Here is a 17,554-nt window from a genome sequence, read left to right as displayed (position 1 = left end):
GTCAAGCCGCTTGCGTGACCGGCGGGACGGGGGTGAAGAGCCGTTTGTCGCGCAGCATCGCCCACAGCACGTCGGTCCGGCGCCGGGCGAGTGCCAGCAGGGCCTGGGTGTGGATCAGGCCTTCGGCGCGCTTCTTGAGGTAGTAGTCGCGCGATGGTCCCGGCCGCATCATGGCGGTTTGGGCGGACAGGTAGAGGACGTGCCGCAGGCGCCGGTTGTAGCGCTTGGGCCGGTGGTAGTTGCCTGTCCGACGGCCGGAGTCGCGGGGTACGGGGGCCAGGCCCGCGTGCGAGGCGAGGCGGCCGGCGTTCTCGTACGCGGACAGGTCGCCGACGATCGCGACGAACTCGGCCCCGAGGACCGGGCCCATGCCGGGCACGGATTCGATGATTTCGGCGCGCTCGCCGAGGCGGAAGGTGTCGCGGATCTCGCGGTCGGTGTCCTTGATCCGCTCGTCGAGGCCCAGAAGCTGGTGGGCCAGATCGCGCACCAACTGGGCGGCCCGTTTTTCTGCGGGCAGCGCGGTGATCTGGCTCCGGGCTGCCTCGACGGCTTTGGCCGCGATGGTGTCGGCGCCGCGGACCTTGCGGCGTTCCAGCAAGGCGGTGAGCCGTTTGACGCCGATCCGGCGCAGCGCGGCCGGGGTCTGGTACTCGGTGAGCATGACCAGCGGGCCCTTGGCGGCGGAGTAGTCGAAGGCCCGCTCCAGGGCGGGGCAGATGCCCACCAGGGCATCCCGCAGCCGGTTGATCAGCCTCACCCGGTCGGCGATCAGGTCGGCTCGGTAGGCGGTCAGGAGTTGCAGGGTGGCCACGGTCTCGTCCGGCACGGTGAGTGGCGTGAAGTCCCGGCGCATGCGGGCGGTGTCGGCGATGACCAGGGCGTCCTTGGCATCCGTTCTGGCCTCGCCGCGGTAGGCGCCGGACATGCGGTTGACCGGGCGACCGGGCACGTAGACCACGTTCTGGCCGTGCGCGACGAGCAGGGCCAGCAACAAGGTCGAGGAACGGCCGGAGATGTCCACCGCCCACCGCACCTCTTCGGCGCGCTCCCGAGCAGCCTCGATCAGCGTCAGGATCTGCGCCTCGTCGTTGATCACCTTCGTCGAGAACAACGTCTTGCCGTCGGCGTCGACCGCAACTGCCCAGTGATGTCCCTTGCCGGCATCGACACCGACCCATATTCGCGCGTGAGCCGTGCTCAATCCCGTCCCTCCGTATCCCTCGTGACCAGCACTTCGCAGCCCGAGGAACACTCCGCCGACAAGTCCCTAACCAGCGATGACCGCAGCTCTCAATCAGCAGCCGGAGCGTCCCGGAGGACCGGGCGGCCACTCTCCTTGAGCCATCAACGGCAACTCCGCATCAGCCACACCCGGTCCTCCCGGACCGCCGACATTCTTAGGGACTCCGCATGATCCACGACCCGAGCCCGAGGTCGGCCCAGCGCTCCGGCGAGCTCGACTGGCTGCTGGACGACTTGGTGATGCGTGTGAGCGAGGTTCGGCACGCCGTCGTGCTGTCCAACGACGGCCTCGCCGTCGGCGCCTCCAGCGGCCTCAGCCGAGAGGACGCCGAACACCTCGCCGCCGTCGCCTCCGGCTTCCACAGCCTCGCCAAGGGCGCGGGCCGGCACTTCGGCGCCGGCGGTGTACGCCAGACCATGGTGGAGATGGACGACGGCTTCCTGTTCGTGGCCGCCGCGGGCGACGGCTCCTGCCTCGCCGTCCTCACCGTCGTGACCGCCGACATCGGCCTCGTAGCCTACGAGATGGCACGGCTGGTGAAGCGTGTCGGAGAACACCTCTACACGCCGCCGCGCGTCTCCGCGCGGCCGCCCGCCGCCGGCTGAGGCGAAAGGGTGACGCGTACAGATGTCCGAGGACATGATCGGCGCCCCACACGAACAGGGGAGCCAGTGGTACGACAACGAGGCCGGACCTCTCGTCCGCCCCTACGCCATGACGGGCGGACGTACGAGACCCGGCCCGACCGGGGTGCGCTTCGATCTGATCGCCCTGGTCACCCTGGACCCCGGCGCGCCGGGCGCCGACGGTGTGGGACTCGGTCCGGAACACCGCACCCTCATCGATCTGTGCCGCACGGAGACCCAGTCCGTGGCGGAACTCGCCGCGGGCTCCGACCTGCCCGTGGGCGTGATCCGGGTCCTCCTCGGCGATCTGCTGGAACTCGGCTGCGTCACCGTCAGCCGCCCGGTCCCGCCCGCGCAGCTGCCCGACGAACGGATTTTGCGAGAGGTCATCGAAGGGCTGCGGGCACTTTAGCCGAACCCTCGGTCCCCACCGGAAGCACACGAACCCACCCCGACCCCGTCGACCGAAGCCCGCACTCCCGAGATAGGTGATCCATGGTCTCCGAGCACTCCGACGCCACGGACGGCGACACGGCCCCCCTGGCGTTGAAGATACTGGTCGCCGGCGGTTTCGGCGTGGGCAAGACGACCCTGGTGGGTGCGGTCAGCGAGATCAAACCGCTGCGCACCGAGGAACTGCTCAGCGAGGCAGGTCAGTTGGTGGACGACACCGACGGCGTGGACCAGAAGGTCACCACGACCGTCGCCATGGACTTCGGCCGGATCACCATCCGCTCCGGTCTCTCCCTGTACCTGTTCGGCACCCCGGGCCAGGACCGCTTCTGGTTCCTCTGGGACGAGTTGTCCCAAGGAGCCCTGGGCGCCGTCGTTCTGGCCGACACCCGGCGCCTGGAGGACTGCTTCCCGGCCGTCGACTACTTCGAGCACCGGCACATCCCGTTCGTGGTGGCCGTCAACTGCTTCACGGGCGCACGCACCTACGCAGCTCCCGAGGTCTCGCGCGCCCTCGACCTCGACCAGGGCACACCGGTCGTCCTGTGCGACGCCCGCGACCGCGATTCGGGGAAGGAGGTGCTGATCCGGCTCGTCGAGTACGCCGGGCGGATGCACACCGCCCGGCTGCTCGACTCCGTGAGCTGAGGGCACCGCCCGCGTCAGTCCGCGACGGCCTTCTCCGCGAGAACCTTCTCGATCTTGACGCGGACCAGAAGTTCGCCCGGAACGCCGTTACGCGCGCCGAACTCCTCGGCGCGCTCCTCGCCCATGTACCGAGCGCCGATCCGGGCCGCCCAGTGCCGTACCTCGTCGAGGTCCTCCGAGATGCGGGCGACACCCTGCAGCACCACGTAGTCGAACGGCGGCCGGTCGTCGTCCACGCAGAGCGCGACCCGGCCGTCCCGGGCGATATTGCGCCCCTTCACGGTGTTCTTGCCCGTGTTGAAGACCACCTCGTCCCCGTCGAGCAGGAACCAGACCGGTGCCACGTGCGGACGTCCGTCCGCACGCACCGTCGACAGCTTGCCGGTGCGGGTGCCGTTCGAGACGAACGCCCGCCACTCCTCGTCGGTCATCTTCTGCGCCATGCCCCCCATTCTCCTTGCCCGGCGACCGGTGGTGGGGAAGGCTGGCGTGCAGACCCGCCCGCCAAGCGGGGACACCAACGGGGAACAACACACGGGGAGAGAAGCGACATGGCGCAGAAGCGGGGACTGGGGTGGCTGCTGGACGACCTGACCGAGCGCGTCGACCACGTGCGGCACGCCCTGGTCCTGTCCAACGACGGGCTGGTCGCGGGCGCGAGCACGGGACTGCGCAGGGAGGACGCCGAGCACCTGGCCGCCGTCTCGTCCGGACTGCACAGCCTGGCCAAGGGATCCGGACGCCACTTCGGCGCGGGGCAGGTGCGCCAGACGATGGTCGAGTTCGACGACGCGGTGCTGTTCGTCACCGCGGCCGGCACCGGCAGCTGTCTGTGCGTGCTCAGCGGCGCGGAGGCCGACATGGGCCAGATCGCCTACGAGATGGCGCTGCTCGTCAACCGGGTCGGCGAGCACCTCGCGGTCGACCCCCGCCACCCCGAACGCACCTTCCTGTCAGACCTCTGACCTGGGCTTTCCTCCTCCCCGTGGAGTTATCCACAGGCTCGCCATGAGATGCGCGGATCCGGCTACGGTTTTTCCGAGGCCACCGCGGACGACGGGGGCCATGTCACTCCACGGGGGAGACCGATCATGTCAGGCAACACCGCCACTCAACCGCACGCCCGCTCCTGCACCTTCAGCAGTGCCGCGAAGGAACTGGGCCTACGGCGGAGCGAGTTCGACCTCGCCGTGCACCTCGGGCAGATCAAGACCGTGCCCGACGAGGGAGGCGGGGGACGCCGGGTGTCCCGCACCGAGCTCGACCGGTTGCGCGCGGCACCCGGCTACCCCCGAACACTGCGCGCGAGCGTCGAGGCCGTCGGCACCGGCGAGGCCGCGGCCGTCATGGGCGTTGCCCCCTCGCGGTTCACACGCCTGGCGCGCCTCGGACTCGTCGTGCCGGTGACGTTCTACCTCAACCGCTACAGGGCTGTGGTGTGGCTCTATCTCACCGACGAACTCCGCCGGTTCGCCGACGACAAGGACAACGCGCCCGTGCTGACGGGCCGGGCACCCGAGGCGATGCGGGAGCAGGTGGCCGCGGGCCTGGACCTGCGTCCCCGCAACTGGCGGGGCCGCCATCTTGGTTTCCTGTTGCGCCAGGCCGACGGCCCCTGGCAGCGCGCGGCAGCCCTGGCCTCACTCCTCGCTCCCGCCCAGGTGGCGGAAATCGTCAGGGATCCCCATGAACGGTCCCACCTGAACCGGTTCCGCCCCGCACCGCCGGCCCACGCAGCCCCCGGCTCACCCGCAGCGCATGTCATCGAGAAGATCATGACGGCGGACGGTTCCGACGAGATCGACTGGCTGCGCTGCGACCTGACACAAACCCTGGACGAGGCCCGCGCCCATGAGCCGGTGCCCCGTCCAGCCCCGGTCGAGGCCCGCGCCCATGAGCCGGCGCCCCGTCCAGCCCCGGTCGTGGCGCACGCTCATGAGCCGGCGCCCCGTCCCTCACCGAGGCCGAACCCGAAGACGAGGCCGAAGTCGAAGTCGAAGCCGGATCCGGTCACGCCGCGCTCGGCGGTGGCAGGGCAGCCCGCCGACCGACCCCAGCGGGCCAGGAGCGGCCTGCTGGGATGGCTGCGCCGCAGAAGCGCATGACACGCCGGGCCTACAGCTTCCGGAACAGGCCCTCCTGGACGACAGACACCAGCAGGCGGCCCTGCAGGTCGTAGATCCGCCCGCGGGCCAGACCCCGACCGCCCGTCGCGATGGGCGACTCCTGGTCGTACAGGAACCACTCGTCCGCACGGAACGGCCGGTGGAACCACATGGCGTGATCCAGCGACGCCATGTCGAAGTTCCGCGGACCCCACAAGGGCTCGACGGGGAGACGGACGGCGTCCAGGAGGGTCATGTCGCTGGCGTACGTCAGCGCGCAGGTGTGCACGAGCGGATCGTCGCCGAGCGGACCCACCGCGCGCATCCACACCGCGCTGCGCGGCTCGGCGTCCTCGATCTCCTCGGGGCTCCAGCGCAGCCCGTCCGCGTAACGGATGTCGAAGGGCTGACGGCGCGCCATCCGCTCCAACTGCTCCGGCAACCCGCCCAGATGCGCCCGGACCTCGTCCGTCACGGTCGGCAGAGACTCCGGGTCCGGGATCTCGCGGGCCGACGGCAGCTGGTGCTCGAAGGGACCTTCCTCAGGCTTGTGAAAGGAGGCGGTGAGATTGAAGATCGTGCGGCCCTGCTGCACCGCGGTGACCCGGCGCGTGGTGAACGACCGGCCGTCCCGCACCCGCTCGACCTGGTACACGATCGGCACGCCGGGGCGGCCCGGGCGCAGGAAGTACGCGTGCAGAGAGTGCACGGGCCGGTCGCCGTCCGTGGTCCGGCCGGCCGCGACGAGCGCCTGGCCCGCCACCTGGCCGCCGAAGACCCGCTGGAGTGACTCGTGCGGGCTGCGGCCACGGAAGATGTTGACCTCGATCTGCTCGAGGTCGAGCAGATCGACGAGCCTCTCCGCCGGATTCGTCGTCATCGGTGTGCTTCTCCTGTGCCTGCTTCGGTGCCTTGTCCTGCGCTCACAGCTGCCCCACGTCGGTCACACGGACGACCGCGCGGCCCTCCGCGTCCGAGGCCGCCAGGTCGACCTCCGCACTGATGCCCCAGTCGTGATCGTCGTTGGGGTCGTCGAAGATCTGCCGGACGCGCCACAGCCCGTTCTGCGGCTCCTCCTGGATGACGAGCAGCTTGGGACCGCGGGCGTCCGGGCCGGTGCCGAGGTCCTCGTACTCGTCCCAGTACTTGTCCATCGCCTCGCCCCACGCGTCGGCGTCCCAGCCGGAGTCGGCGTCCATCTCGCCGAGCTCGTCGACCTGGTCGAGGGCGGCGAGTTCCACGCGGCGGAACATCGCGTTGCGGACGAGGACACGGAAGGCACGCGCGTTGGCGGTGACCGGCTTCACCTCGTCGGCCTTCTCCTGCGCCTCCTCGGCGGTCATCTCCTCCGGGTTGGCCAACTGCTCCCACTCGTCCAGCAGGCTCGAGTCGACCTGGCGCACCATCTCGCCCAGCCACTCGATCAGATCCTGCAGGTCCTCGGACTTCAGGTCGTCCGGGACGGTGTGGTCGAGGGCCTTGTAGGCGCTGGCCAGGTAGCGCAGCACGATGCCCTCGGTACGGGCGAGCTCGTAGTGCGACACCAGCTCGGTGAAGGTCAGCGCCCGCTCGTACATGTCCCGGATCACCGACTTCGGCGACAGCGGGTGGTCACCGACCCAGGGGTGGCTCTTGCGGTAGGTGTTGTACGCGTGGAAGAGCAGCTCCTCCAGGGGCTTCGGGTACGTGATGTCCTGGAGGCGCTCCATGCGCTCCTCGTACTCGACACCGTCCGCCTTCATCGCGGCGACCGCCTCGCCGCGCGCCTTGTTCTGCTGGGCGGCGAGGATCTGGCGCGGATCGTCGAGTGTGGACTCCACGACGGAGACCATGTCGAGCGCGTAGGACGGCGATTCCGGGTCGAGCAGTTCGAACGCGGCCAGCGCGAAGGTGGACAGCGGCTGGTTGAGCGCGAAGTCCTGCTGGAGGTCCACGGTGAGACGGACGATGCGGCCCGTCGCGTCCGGCTCGTCGAGCTTCTCGACGATCCCGCCGTCCAGCAGCGAACGGTAGATGGCGATCGCGCGCCGGATGTGCCGCAGCTGCTGCCGGCGCGGCTCGTGGTTGTCCTCGAGCAGGCGCCTCATCGCATCGAAGGCGTTGCCGGGGCGGGCGATCACGGACAGCAGCATCGTGTGCGTCACCCGGAAGCGGGACGTCAGCGGCTCCGGCTCGGACTCGATGAGCTTCTCGAAGGTGTTCTCCGTCCAGCCGACGAAGCCCTCCGGGGCCTTCTTGCGCACCACCTTGCGGCGCTTCTTGGGATCGTCGCCGGCCTTGGCGAGCGCCTTCTCGTTCTCGATGACGTGCTCCGGCGCCTGCGCCACCACGAAACCGGCCGTGTCGAAGCCGGCCCGGCCGGCCCGGCCCGCGATCTGGTGGAACTCCCGAGCCCGCAGCGTGCGTACGCGGCTGCCGTCGTACTTCGTCAGCGCCGTGAACAGCACCGTGCGAATGGGCACGTTGACGCCGACGCCGAGCGTGTCCGTACCGCAGATCACCTTGAGCAGGCCGGCCTGGGCGAGCTTCTCCACCAGGCGCCGGTACTTGGGCAGCATGCCGGCGTGGTGCACGCCGATGCCGTGCCGCACGTAGCGCGAGAGGTTGCGGCCGAACTTCGTGGTGAAGCGGAAGTTGCCGATCAGCTCCGCGATCTGCTCCTTCTCCTCCCGCGAGCACATGTTGATGCTCATCAGCGCCTGGGCCCGCTCCACCGCCTGCGCCTGGGTGAAGTGCACGATGTAGACGGGAGCCTGCTTCGTCTCCAGCAGGTCGGTGAGCGTCTCCGTGAGCGGCGTGTACCGGTACGCGTAGGACAGCGGCACGGGCCTGGTCGCCGAGCGGACGACCGCGGTGGGGCGGCCGGTGCGGCGGGTGAGGTCCTTCTCGAAGAACGAGACGTCGCCGAGCGTCGCCGACATGAGGACGAACTGTGCCTGGGGCAGTTCCAGGAGGGGGATCTGCCAAGCCCAGCCGCGGTCGCCCTCCGCGTAGAAGTGGAACTCGTCCATGACGACCTGGCCGACGTCCGCGTCCTTGCCGTCGCGCAGCGCGATCGAGGCCAGCACCTCGGCGGTGCAGCAGATGACCGGGGCGTCGGCGTTGACGGAGGCGTCGCCGGTCAGCATGCCGACGTTCTCCGTGCCGAAGAGCTTGCACAGCTCGAAGAACTTCTCCGACACCAGCGCCTTGATCGGCGCCGTGTAGAAGGTGACCTCGTCCCGGGCGAGGGCCGCGAAGTGCGCACCCGCCGCGATCATGCTCTTGCCGGAGCCGGTCGGCGTCGACACGATCACGTTCGCGCCGGAGACCGCCTCGATCAGCGCCTCCTCCTGATGCGGGTAGAGCGTGAGACCGCGCTCCTGCGCCCAGGACTCGAAGGCGTCGTACAGGGCGTCGGGATCGGCGGTCGGCGGCAACTGATCGATGAGGGTCACGACCCCATCTTGCCTGGCCTGGCGCCCGAGGGGGGAATCGGATGCCCACCCGAAGATCACGGCCGATACGCTGTGTCGCCGACGGAGCGTCATCGCACCCGGTCAACTGGACAGCGGCGCATGAGGAATGGGGCGGGCAACGGCCATGATGGGACCAGCACACTCACTGTCGGGCGCCGCCGCCTGGCTCGGCGTCGGTGCGGCCGCGGCCGCCGCCGGGCACTCGATGCCCTGGCCGGTCCTGCTGTGCGGTGCGCTGATCTGTGCCGGGGCCGCACTCGCGCCGGATCTCGACCACAAGGCCGCGACCATCTCACGGGCCTTCGGTCCCATCTCGCGCTGGCTGTGCGAGATCGTGGACAAGCTTTCCTACGCCGTCTACAAGGCCACCAAGAAGCAGGGCGACCCGCGCCGCTCCGGCGGCCACCGCACGCTGACGCACACCTGGCTGTGGGCGGTCATGATCGGCGCGGCCACCTCCGTGCTGGCGATCACCGGCGGTCGCTGGGCGGTGCTGGCGATCCTCTTCGTGCACATGGTCCTGGCGATCGAAGGCCTGCTGTGGCGGGCGACGCGAGGTTCCAGCAGCGACGTGCTGGTGTGGCTGCTGGCGGCGACCAGCGCGTGGATCCTCGCCGGAGTCCTGGACAAGCCGGGGAACGGCGCGGACTGGCTGTTCACCGAGCCTGGCCAGGAGTACCTGTGGCTGGGGCTGCCGATCCTGCTGGGCGCCTTGGTGCACGACATCGGGGACGCGCTGACCGTCTCGGGCTGCCCGATCCTGTGGCCCATCCCGATCGGGCGCAAGCGCTGGTACCCGTTGGGTCCGCCCAAGGCGCTGCGGTTCCGGGCGGGAAGCTGGGTCGAGCTGAAGGTGCTGATGCCGGTGTTCATGCTGCTCGGCGGGGTGGGCGGCGCGGCCGCGCTCAACGTGATCTGAACCCCGGCCCCGACGGCGTGGGCGGCTCAGGTCGCGGAGCCCTCGCCGTACCGGCGCTCGAAGCGGGCGACGCGGCCCTCCGTGTCCACCGTGCGGGCCTTGCCGGTGTAGAACGGGTGGCTCTCGGAGGAGATCTCCACGTCCACGACCGGGTAGGTCTCGCCGTCGTCCCACTCGATCGTCTGGTCGCTGGTGGCGGTGGACCGGGTCAGGAAGGCGTAACCGGCGGCGCGGTCCCGGAAGACGACGGGGTGGTAGTCGGGGTGCTTGTCCTGCTGCACGAGTGCTCCTTGTGTGGTGGGGGCAGAGGCGACGGACCGGAGACGGTCGCGTCAGCCGGACAGGGTGTCCTCGTCGACGATGTGCATCGCGGCCTCCTCGGCGGAGGCGGCCGCCCCGTCGATGCCGACGTCCGTGGCGACCAGGGCGCTCTCCTCGTCCTCGTGGGCTCCCTCGTCCGGCGCCACGAGCCGGCCGGAGCGGACGGCGCCGACCTCGTTGTCCAGGAGTTCCCCGTCCGTGCCGTCGACGTCGCCGAGGCCGTCGCCGACGGGGACGGCGGGTTCGGGCACTTCCTCCGCGAGCCGCTGGTCGAGACTCTCGCCCTGCCGGCGCTCCGCGGCCGTCACACCGGTGTGCTCCACGGCCCACGGCCTCTCCGGCGGCGACCAGCCCCGGTCCCAGGGATCGGCGACACCGTCGTTCACGAGTGTGTCCTCCGAGTCGAGCAGGCCCGAGTCGTCCTGGATTTCGGACGCGTCGGGCTGGTAGACGTCGTCCCCCCATCCTTCGGCGCTGTTCACGGGTTCCTCCAGGGGGTGACGGGCCCGTCCTCACCGCGGCCGATGGTGGGCCACCGCCGCACAGGGCACCGGCCGGACACGACAGGTACCGGACGCATCGGCCCGGCCGCCGTCCGCAGGGGTGCCGGTCTCCAGCGTTCCACCCCGCTTCGGGGACGCGCAACGGCAGCGGGCACGGGACGGCCGGGAAGGGACGCCGGTCCCGGTCCGGCCGCCCACCTGCCACGCACTCGAAGGCGGATTCCGGGCGGGCCCGAACGGAGGACAGGCCTGATGCAGTCCGACCACGGACGGCCCCGGCAGCTCCGGCGCGCCTGCACCGGCTCCGGTGTCTGCGGCGGCTTCGGCGAGGGCAGCGGTCGAGGGCCGGCAGCGGGCCCGCCGCCCGCGCTGGCTCGGGGGCCCGGAGTGGGCCCGGCGCTTGCACCCTCCCCTGCGTGCGGCGGCTTCCGCGACGGCAAGGGGTCCAGTGCCGGCAGCGGGCCCGCCGCCCGCGCTGGCTCGGGGGCCCGGAGTGGGCCCGGCGCTTGCACCCTCCCCTGCGTGCGGGGCTTCGGCGACGGCAAGGGGTCCAGTGCCGGCAGCGGGCCCGCCGCCCGCGCTGGCTCGGGCGCCTGGAGCGGGTCCCGGCGCCTGCACCAGCTCCCCTGCCTGTGGCGGCTCTGGCGAGGGCAGCGAGCAGCCGCCCGCACTGACTCGGGCGACGGCAACCGGTCCGGCGTCCAGACCGGCTGCGGCACCCGACTCGGCTCCGGCGCTGCAACCGTCCCGGCGCCGCTCCGGCCACCGGTTGTGGTGTCCGAGGCGGCACGGGTGCCGGCCGGTGGGACCGGCATCCGGCCCGGCCCGGCCCGGCCACCGCAAGGGTCAGGCGCCCGCGGCAGTTCCGGCACGGACCCGGCCCCGGCCCCGCCGCGCCGTCACAAAGAACGGGCCCTCCGCGAACCCGCGCACGCCCCGAAAGGCCTCCTCACCCATGCCAGGACCGCCACAGAGCCGCGTAGGCCCCGTCCGCCTCGACCAGCTCGGTGTGGCTCCCCAGCTCGCTGATGCGGCCGTTCTCGACGACGGCGATGACGTCGGCGTCGTGGGCGGTGTGGAGACGGTGGGCGATGGCGATGACGGTCCGGCCGGCCAGGACACGGGCCAGGGACCGCTCCAAGTGCCGGGCCGCGCGCGGGTCGAGCAGCGAGGTCGCCTCGTCGAGGACCAGGGTGTGCGGGTCGGCCAGCACCAGCCGGGCAAGGGCGATCTGCTGGGCCTGGGCCGGGGTGAGGGCCAGCCCGCCCGAGCCGACCTCGGTGTCGAGGCCGTCGTCCAGCGCCCGCGCCCAGCCGTCCGCGTCGACCGCGGCCAGCGCGGCCCACAGCTCGCCGTCCCCCGAGGAGCCCTCGCCGCCGTGAAGCCGGGCGTGGGGGAGCGCGAGCCGGAGGTTGTCGCGCAGCGAGCCGACGAAGACGTGGTGCTCCTGGTTGACGAGCGCCACGTGCGAGCGGACGCGTTCGGCGGTCATGCGGGACAGTTCGGCCTCGCCGAGGGCCACCCGGCCGGCGCGGGGCGCGTAGATGCCGGCGAGGAGCCGGCCGAGCGTGGACTTGCCCGCGCCCGACGGGCCGACCAGGGCCAGCCGGGTGCCGGAGGCGACCTCGAGGGACACCTTGCGCAGCACGTCGACGCCCTCGCGGTAGCCGAAGTGGACCCGCTCGGCGAGCACGTCGCGCCCGTCCGGCTCCAGCTCGGGATCGCCCGCGTCCGGCTCGATGTCGCGCACCCCGACGAGGCGGGCCAGCGACACCTGGGCCACCTGCAGCTCGTCGTACCAGCGGAGGATCAGGTTCACCGGGTCGACGAGCATCTGGGCCATGAGCGCGCCGGTCGTCAGCTGCCCGACCCCGATCCAGCCCTGCAGCACGAACACCCCGCCGAGCATGAGAACCGAGCCGAGAACGGTGACATGCACGACGTTGATCACCGGGAAGAGCACCGATCGCAGCCACAGCGTGTACCGCTCCCAGGCCGTCCACTGCGTGATCCGCAGCTCCGACAGCTCGATCCGGCGGTTGCCGAGGCGGTGGGCCTCCACGGTGCGCCCGGCGTCGACGGTCTCGGTGAGGGCGGCGGCCACGGCGGCGTACCCGGCGGCCTCCGAGCGGTACGCGGACGGCGCCCGCCGGAAGTACCAACGGCAGCCGGCCACCAGCAGGGGCACCGCGACGAGCACGGCAGGCGCGAGGGGCGGCGCCGTGACGACGAGCCCGCCGAGCAGCAGCGCCGCCCACATCACGCCGATCGTCAGCTGGGGCACGGCCTCGCGCATCGCGTTGGCCAGCCGGTCGATGTCCGTGGTGATGCGGGACAGCAGGTCACCGGTTCCGGCCCGCTCCAGCACGCCCGGCGGCAGCCGGACCGACCGTACGAGGAAGTCCTCGCGCAGGTCGGCCAGCATCCGCTCGCCGAGCATCGCGCCGCGCAGCCTGACCTGCCGGACGAAGGCGGCCTGGACGAGCAGGGCGAGCAGGAACAGTGCGGCGGTGAGTTCCAGGCGGAGGTCGCGCGCGCCGTGGGACAGCCGCTCCACGAGGTCGCCCAGGAGCCATGGACCCACCATGGAGGCGACCGTGGCGACCGTGTTGACGGCGACGAGGATCAGGAAGGCGCGCCGGTGCCGGCGCAGGAGTTCCGCCACGTAGGCGCGTACGGTCGCGGGGGCGCCGACGGGCAGCGTGTTGGCCGTGGTCGGTGCCGCCGGGTCGTACGACGGTGGCGCCACGCCGATCATGCGGTCTCCTCGATCTCTCGCAGTTCGTTCTTCTCGAGTTCCTTGAACACACCGCTCAGAGCGGCCTCTTCGTCGGTCTCCCGGGTCACCACGGCGCGGTACCGCGGTTCCGTGCGCAGCAGTTCGCGGTGGACGCCGACCGCCTCGGCCCGGCCCTCGTGCACGAGGACGACCCGGTCGGCGCGGTCCAGGAGCAGCGGGGACGAGGTGAACACCACCGTGGTACGACCGGCGCGCAGCGCGCGCAGACCCTCGGCGATCCGTGCCTCGGTGTGCGAGTCGACGGCGGACGTGGGTTCGTCCAGGACGAGGACCTCCGGGTCGGTGAGCAGCGACCGGGCCAGGGCCAGCCGCTGGCGCTGGCCGCCGGACAGGGAACGGCCGCGTTCGGTGATGCGCGCGTCCATCGGGTCGTCGGCGTCCAGCGAGCCCTGCACGAGGGCCTCGAGCACGTCCCCGCACTGCGCGGCCGTCAGCGCCGCTGCCGCGTCGACGTCGCCGGAGGCGGGCACGTCGAGCAGGTCACGCAGCGAACCGGACAGCAGCACCGGGTCCTTGTCCTGGACGAGGACGGCGGTGCGTGCGCAGTCCAGCGGAAGTTCGTCCAGGGGTACCCCGCCGAGAAGCACCGACGGGCCGTCCTCGGAAGGGTGTCCGCCGAGGCGTTCCGCCAGCCGCCCCGCCGCGTCCGGGTCGCCGCACACCACGGCGGTGAGGCCGGCGGCCGGGGCGAGCAGTCCCGTGGCCGGGTCGTACAGGTCGCCGGAGGGGAGGTCCGCCGCGCGTGATCCGCCGACGTCCGTGACGCGTTGCAGGGACAGCACGCGGGCGGCCCGTTTCGCCGACGGGCGGGAGAAGGAGTACGCCATCGCGATCTCCTCGAAGTGCCTGAGCGGGTAGGTCAGGACCATCACGGAGCTGTAGACGGTGACGAGTTCGCCGACGGAGATCCGGCCCTCGCGGGCCAGGTGGACGCCGTAGAAGACGACCGCGATCAGCAGCAGGCCCGGCAGCAGTACCTGGATGGCGCTGATCAGGGACCACATGCGGGCGCTGCGCACGGCCGCGTGCCGGACCTCCTGTGAGGCGCGGCGGTAGCGGTCGAGGAACAGTTCCTCGCCGCCGATGCCGCGTAGCACCCGCAGGCCGGCCACTGTGTCCGAGGCCAGTTCGGTGGCGCGACCGGCCTTCTCGCGCTGGAAGTCGGCACGCCGGGTCGCGCGGGGCAGCAGGGGCAGAACGGCGACGGCGAGGACGGGCAGTCCCACGGCGACCACGACACCCAGAGCCGGCTCGTAGACCACGAGGCCGACGCAGACCAGTACGACCGTGAGGGCCGCGGCGGTGAACCGCGACACGGCCTCCACGAACCAGCCGATCTTCTCGACGTCTCCCGTGGAGACGGCGACGACCTCACCGGCGGCGACCCGCCGGCTCAGTGCGGAGCCCAACTGCGAGGCCTTGTGGGCGAGGAGTTGCTGCACCCGGGCGGCGGCGGTGATCCAGTTGGTGACGGCGGCGCGATGCAGGAAGGTGTCCCCGATGGCGGTGGCCGCACCGAACAGGGCCATGAGTCCGCCGGCGAGGGCGAGGCGCGTTCCGGAGCGGTCGATGACGGCCTCGACGGCGAACCCGACGCAGAACGGTTGCGCCGAGACGGCCACGAAGTGCAGCAGTCCCCAGGCGAGTGACTTGAGTTGACCGCCCATCTGGTTGCGGCCGAGCCACCACAGGAAGCGGGGTCCCGAGCGCACGTCGGGCACACCCGGGTCGGTAAACGGAAGATCTTGGATCTGCATGACGTCCCAGTGGCTCGTGTCAGGGGGGAAGGAGTGAGGGGGGAAGCGGGGTTCGGACGAAGGCGAGTCCGGTCGGAGCGGCGGCAGCAAACCGTGAAAGGTTCGCCTCGCACGGTGATCAGAATCAACCGGTTTTCCACGGCACCGCACAGATCCGGCTGTCACTCCTGGGCAGACAGAGCCCGTGCTTCCCGCCGGCAGGGAACCCGCCGCCGTCACAGCCGACCGGGAAGCGACCACGGAACCCGCACCTGCCACTGCGGAGAAGAAGCCCGTCGCGGGCGTCCTGGCGGAGCCCCGGGTGCCCTGCGCACCGCACACCGGACACGGACGGGCGGGTCAGCAGGACTCAGCAGCGCTCCGCGGCCGTCCCGTCGATCAATGTGTCCAGCAACTCCCCGAGGACCGCCCGCTCCACGTCGGTCAGCGGGGCCAGGATCTCCCGCGCGGCCGACTGGCGGGCCCGGCGCAGTTCGCGGAGCGTGTCATGGCCCGCATCCGTCAGCTCGATCCGGATCACCCGGCGGTTCGTAGGGTCCGGCACCCGGCGCACCCGACCGCTCGCCTCCAGCCCGTCCACCAGCGTGGTCACCGCGCGCGGCACGACCTCCAGGCGCTCGGCGAGATCCCCCATCCGCGGCGGCGCGCTGAAGTGGGCGAGCGTGCGCAGCAGCCGGGACTGGGCCGGGGTGACGCCCAGTTCGGACAGCTCCAAATGGCGCTTCTGGATGCGGTGCACCCGGCGGGTGAACCGCAGCAGCTGCTCGGCGAGCGCGCCGTCGGGATCGGGGATGGTCATGCGGGAACAATATCAGGACGTCGTTCATTGTGAGTATAGGTAACAATGAGCTACGCTCCACCAGTGATCCCGTCTCACCTCCCGTAGGAGCCCATGCACCCCGACCGACCGGAACCCTGGACCCCACCCGCGGATGCCGGGCACCAGCCCCACCAGGTGCGCCGCATCCTCAAGCTCTTCCGTCCCTACCGCGGCCGGCTCGCGGTCGTCGGCCTGCTGGTCGCCGCCTCGTCGCTGGTCTCGGTCGCCACGCCGTTCCTGCTCAAGGAAACCCTCGACGTCGCCATTCCCCAGGGGCGCACGGGCCTGCTGAGCCTGCTGGCCCTCGGCATGATCCTCAGCGCCGTCCTCGCCGGGGTCTTCGGCGTCCTGCAGACCTTGATCTCCACGACCGTCGGCCAGCGCGTCATGCACGACCTGCGCACCGCCGTCTACGGTCGCCTCCAGCGCATGTCGCTCGCCTTCTTCACGCGCACGCGCACCGGCGAGGTGCAGTCCCGCATCGCCGACGACATCGGCGGCATGCAGGCGACCGTCACCTCCACCGCCACCTCCCTGGTCTCCAACTTCACCAGCGTGGTCGCCACGATCGTCGCCATGGTCGCCCTCGACTGGCGCCTGACCGTCGTCTCGCTGGTCCTGCTGCCGGCCTTCGTGTGGATCAGCCGGCGTGTGGGCAATGAACGAAGGAAGATCACCACCCAGCGCCAGAAGCAGATGGCCGCCATGGCCGCCACCGTCACGGAGTCCCTTTCGGTCAGCGGCATCCTGCTCGGCCGCACCATGGGCCGTGCCGACTCCCTCACCCGCTCCTTCGCCGACGAGTCGGAGCAACTCGTCGACCTCGAGGTGCGGTCCAACATGGCCGGCCGCTGGCGCATGGCCGTGATCGGGATCGTCATGTCCGCCATGCCGGCCTTCATCTACTGGGCCGCGGGCATGGCCCTCCAACTGGGCGGCCCGGACGTCTCCCTCGGTACGATCGTCGCCTTCGTCACGCTCCAGCAGGGCCTCTTCCGCCCGGCCGTCAGCCTCCTGTCCACGGGGGTGCAGATCCAGACCTCGCTCGCCCTCTTCCAGCGCATCTTCGAGTACCTCGACCTGCCCGTCGACATCACGGAGCGCGCCGACCCGGTCCACCTGGAGCGGATCAAGGGCGAGGTCCGCTTCGAGGACGTCGCGTTCCGGTACGACGACAAGGGCGGGCCGGCCCTGCACGGCATCGACGTCACGGTGCCCGCGGGCGGCAGCCTCGCGATCGTCGGCCCGACCGGTGCCGGCAAGTCCACACTGGGCTACCTGGTGCCGCGCCTGTACGACGTGACGGGCGGCCGGGTCACCCTCGACGGCGTCGACGTCCGCGACCTCGACTTCGACACCCTCGCGCGCGCGGTCGGCGTCGTCTCGCAGGAGACGTACCTCTTTCACGCGTCCGTGGCGGAGAACCTGCGCTTCGCCAAGCCGGACGCCACCGACGAGGAGCTGTACGCGGCGGCACGGGCGGCCCAGATCCACGACCACATCGCCGCCCTGCCCGACGGGTACGACACGATCGTCGGCGAGCGCGGACACCGTTTCTCCGGCGGTGAGAAGCAGCGACTGGCCATCGCGCGGACCATCCTGCGCGACCCGCCGGTGCTCATCCTCGACGAGGCGACCAGCGCCCTGGACACCCGCACCGAGCAGGCCGTCCAGGAGGCCATCGACGCGTTGTCGGCCGACCGGACCACGCTGACCATCGCCCACCGGCTGTCCACCGTTCGCGGCGCCGACCAGATCGTGGTCCTGGACTCCGGCCGAGTGGCCGAACGGGGGACGCACGAGGAGTTGTTGGCGCGGGGTGGGCGGTACGCGGCCCTGGTGCGGCGGGACGCGCGGCTGGAGCCGACAAGATGACGATACGCCAGGTTATGCATCTT

At 71.2% G+C, this 17,554-nt stretch carries 16 protein-coding genes; 7 read left to right on the top strand and 9 right to left on the bottom strand.

Translation table 11 applies throughout. The features are described from left to right. Nucleotide 1: 1 nt before the first annotated feature. Entirely contained in the window at nt 2-1,204 is a 1,203-nt protein-coding gene (locus ACIHAR_RS26400; protein WP_400022254.1) for an IS110 family transposase, read from the bottom strand. A gap of 209 nt (nt 1,205-1,413) precedes the next feature. On the opposite strand from ACIHAR_RS26400, the gene ACIHAR_RS26395 reads away from it, so the two are divergent. From ACIHAR_RS26395 to ACIHAR_RS26385, 3 genes are all read left to right on the top strand, one after another. Continuing rightward, on the top strand, nt 1,414-1,851 hold the full coding sequence (locus ACIHAR_RS26395) for a roadblock/LC7 domain-containing protein (protein WP_400022253.1): 438 nt from the start codon (nt 1,414-1,416) through the stop codon (nt 1,849-1,851). Between the two features lie 22 nt (nt 1,852-1,873). Then, on the top strand, nt 1,874-2,284 hold the full coding sequence (locus ACIHAR_RS26390; RefSeq protein WP_365467030.1) for a DUF742 domain-containing protein: 411 nt from the start codon (nt 1,874-1,876) through the stop codon (nt 2,282-2,284). Nucleotides 2,285-2,367: 83 nt separating this feature from the next. Next, nucleotides 2,368-2,973 carry an ATP/GTP-binding protein gene (locus ACIHAR_RS26385; RefSeq protein WP_365467028.1) on the top strand — a complete coding sequence of 202 codons (606 nt, stop codon included), beginning with the start codon at nt 2,368-2,370 and terminating at the stop codon, nt 2,971-2,973. Nucleotides 2,974-2,987: 14 nt separating this feature from the next. Here the strand turns inward: ACIHAR_RS26385 and ACIHAR_RS26380 are convergent, their stop codons facing one another. Then, nucleotides 2,988-3,416 (bottom strand): PPOX class F420-dependent oxidoreductase, encoded by a 429-nt coding sequence (locus ACIHAR_RS26380; RefSeq protein ID WP_365467026.1) that lies wholly within the window; start codon nt 3,414-3,416, stop codon nt 2,988-2,990. Nucleotides 3,417-3,524: 108 nt separating this feature from the next. Here ACIHAR_RS26380 and ACIHAR_RS26375 point away from each other — a divergent pair, with 108 nt between their 5' ends. Both ACIHAR_RS26375 and ACIHAR_RS26370 read left to right on the top strand, forming a co-directional pair. Next, entirely contained in the window at nt 3,525-3,938 is a 414-nt protein-coding gene (locus tag ACIHAR_RS26375; RefSeq protein WP_365467024.1) for a roadblock/LC7 domain-containing protein, read from the top strand. Between the two features lie 126 nt (nt 3,939-4,064). Further along, on the top strand, nt 4,065-5,078 hold the full coding sequence (locus tag ACIHAR_RS26370) for a DUF6397 family protein (RefSeq protein ID WP_400022252.1): 1,014 nt from the start codon (nt 4,065-4,067) through the stop codon (nt 5,076-5,078). A 10-nt stretch (nt 5,079-5,088) separates the two neighbouring features. Here ACIHAR_RS26370 and ACIHAR_RS26365 read toward each other — a convergent pair whose 3' ends face one another. Both ACIHAR_RS26365 and ACIHAR_RS26360 read right to left on the bottom strand, forming a co-directional pair. Continuing rightward, nucleotides 5,089-5,958, bottom strand: a complete 870-nt coding sequence (locus tag ACIHAR_RS26365) for an acyl-CoA thioesterase (protein WP_400022251.1) — start codon at nt 5,956-5,958, stop codon at nt 5,089-5,091. A gap of 43 nt (nt 5,959-6,001) precedes the next feature. Then, on the bottom strand, nt 6,002-8,515 hold the full coding sequence (locus tag ACIHAR_RS26360; protein WP_365467020.1) for a DUF3516 domain-containing protein: 2,514 nt from the start codon (nt 8,513-8,515) through the stop codon (nt 6,002-6,004). Nucleotides 8,516-8,660: 145 nt separating this feature from the next. Here ACIHAR_RS26360 and ACIHAR_RS26355 point away from each other — a divergent pair, with 145 nt between their 5' ends. Beyond that, nucleotides 8,661-9,455, top strand: a complete 795-nt coding sequence (locus ACIHAR_RS26355; protein WP_365467018.1) for a metal-dependent hydrolase — start codon at nt 8,661-8,663, stop codon at nt 9,453-9,455. Nucleotides 9,456-9,481: 26 nt separating this feature from the next. On the opposite strand, the gene ACIHAR_RS26350 is transcribed toward ACIHAR_RS26355, so the two are convergent. The 5 genes from ACIHAR_RS26350 to ACIHAR_RS26330 all read right to left on the bottom strand — a co-directional run bounded on the left by ACIHAR_RS26350 (nt 9,482) and on the right by ACIHAR_RS26330 (nt 15,635). Then, nucleotides 9,482-9,736 carry a type B 50S ribosomal protein L31 gene (locus ACIHAR_RS26350; protein WP_365467016.1) on the bottom strand — a complete coding sequence of 85 codons (255 nt, stop codon included), beginning with the start codon at nt 9,734-9,736 and terminating at the stop codon, nt 9,482-9,484. A gap of 51 nt (nt 9,737-9,787) precedes the next feature. Further along, nucleotides 9,788-10,258 (bottom strand): DUF5709 domain-containing protein, encoded by a 471-nt coding sequence (locus ACIHAR_RS26345; protein ID WP_365467014.1) that lies wholly within the window; start codon nt 10,256-10,258, stop codon nt 9,788-9,790. A 970-nt stretch (nt 10,259-11,228) separates the two neighbouring features. Next, entirely contained in the window at nt 11,229-13,037 is a 1,809-nt protein-coding gene (locus tag ACIHAR_RS26340) for an ABC transporter ATP-binding protein (protein WP_400022250.1), read from the bottom strand. Next, the gene (locus ACIHAR_RS26335; protein WP_400022249.1) at nt 13,034-14,836 is read right to left on the bottom strand and encodes an ABC transporter transmembrane domain-containing protein; all 1,803 of its coding nucleotides are present in this window, start codon (nt 14,834-14,836) and stop codon (nt 13,034-13,036) included. Before ACIHAR_RS26335 ends, ACIHAR_RS26340 begins: the two co-directional genes overlap by 4 nt. A gap of 349 nt (nt 14,837-15,185) precedes the next feature. Beyond that, nucleotides 15,186-15,635, bottom strand: coding sequence for a MarR family winged helix-turn-helix transcriptional regulator (locus ACIHAR_RS26330; protein ID WP_400022247.1), 450 nt, complete (start codon nt 15,633-15,635; stop codon nt 15,186-15,188). A gap of 93 nt (nt 15,636-15,728) precedes the next feature. Here ACIHAR_RS26330 and ACIHAR_RS26325 point away from each other — a divergent pair, with 93 nt between their 5' ends. After that, a complete protein-coding gene (locus tag ACIHAR_RS26325; protein ID WP_400022245.1) occupies nt 15,729-17,531 on the top strand; it encodes an ABC transporter ATP-binding protein in 1,803 nt (600 codons plus the stop codon). The last annotated feature ends 23 nt before the right edge of the window (nt 17,532-17,554 follow it).

The sequence above is a fragment of the Streptomyces sp. NPDC052016 genome, from assembly GCF_044548445.1.
Taxonomy (GTDB): domain Bacteria; phylum Actinomycetota; class Actinomycetes; order Streptomycetales; family Streptomycetaceae; genus Streptomyces.
This window is presented reverse-complemented; position numbering and strand designations above follow the sequence as displayed.

Excerpts from the sequence above, each read along its gene's own strand:
- ACIHAR_RS26370 (WP_400022252.1), top strand. The coding sequence starts at position 4,065 with ATGTCAGGCAACACCGCCACTCAACCGCACGCCCGCTCCTGCACCTTC.
- ACIHAR_RS26395 (WP_400022253.1), top strand. The coding sequence starts at position 1,414 with ATGATCCACGACCCGAGCCCGAGGTCGGCCCAGCGCTCCGGCGAGCTC.
- ACIHAR_RS26330 (WP_400022247.1), bottom strand. The coding sequence starts at position 15,635 with ATGACCATCCCCGATCCCGACGGCGCGCTCGCCGAGCAGCTGCTGCGG.
- ACIHAR_RS26325 (WP_400022245.1), top strand. The coding sequence starts at position 15,729 with ATGCACCCCGACCGACCGGAACCCTGGACCCCACCCGCGGATGCCGGG.
- ACIHAR_RS26365 (WP_400022251.1), bottom strand. The coding sequence starts at position 5,958 with ATGACGACGAATCCGGCGGAGAGGCTCGTCGATCTGCTCGACCTCGAG.
- ACIHAR_RS26340 (WP_400022250.1), bottom strand. The coding sequence starts at position 13,037 with ATGATCGGCGTGGCGCCACCGTCGTACGACCCGGCGGCACCGACCACG.
- ACIHAR_RS26385 (WP_365467028.1), top strand. The coding sequence starts at position 2,368 with ATGGTCTCCGAGCACTCCGACGCCACGGACGGCGACACGGCCCCCCTG.
- ACIHAR_RS26390 (WP_365467030.1), top strand. The coding sequence starts at position 1,874 with ATGTCCGAGGACATGATCGGCGCCCCACACGAACAGGGGAGCCAGTGG.
- ACIHAR_RS26380 (WP_365467026.1), bottom strand. The coding sequence starts at position 3,416 with ATGGCGCAGAAGATGACCGACGAGGAGTGGCGGGCGTTCGTCTCGAAC.
- ACIHAR_RS26355 (WP_365467018.1), top strand. The coding sequence starts at position 8,661 with ATGATGGGACCAGCACACTCACTGTCGGGCGCCGCCGCCTGGCTCGGC.
- ACIHAR_RS26335 (WP_400022249.1), bottom strand. The coding sequence starts at position 14,836 with ATGCAGATCCAAGATCTTCCGTTTACCGACCCGGGTGTGCCCGACGTG.
- ACIHAR_RS26375 (WP_365467024.1), top strand. The coding sequence starts at position 3,525 with ATGGCGCAGAAGCGGGGACTGGGGTGGCTGCTGGACGACCTGACCGAG.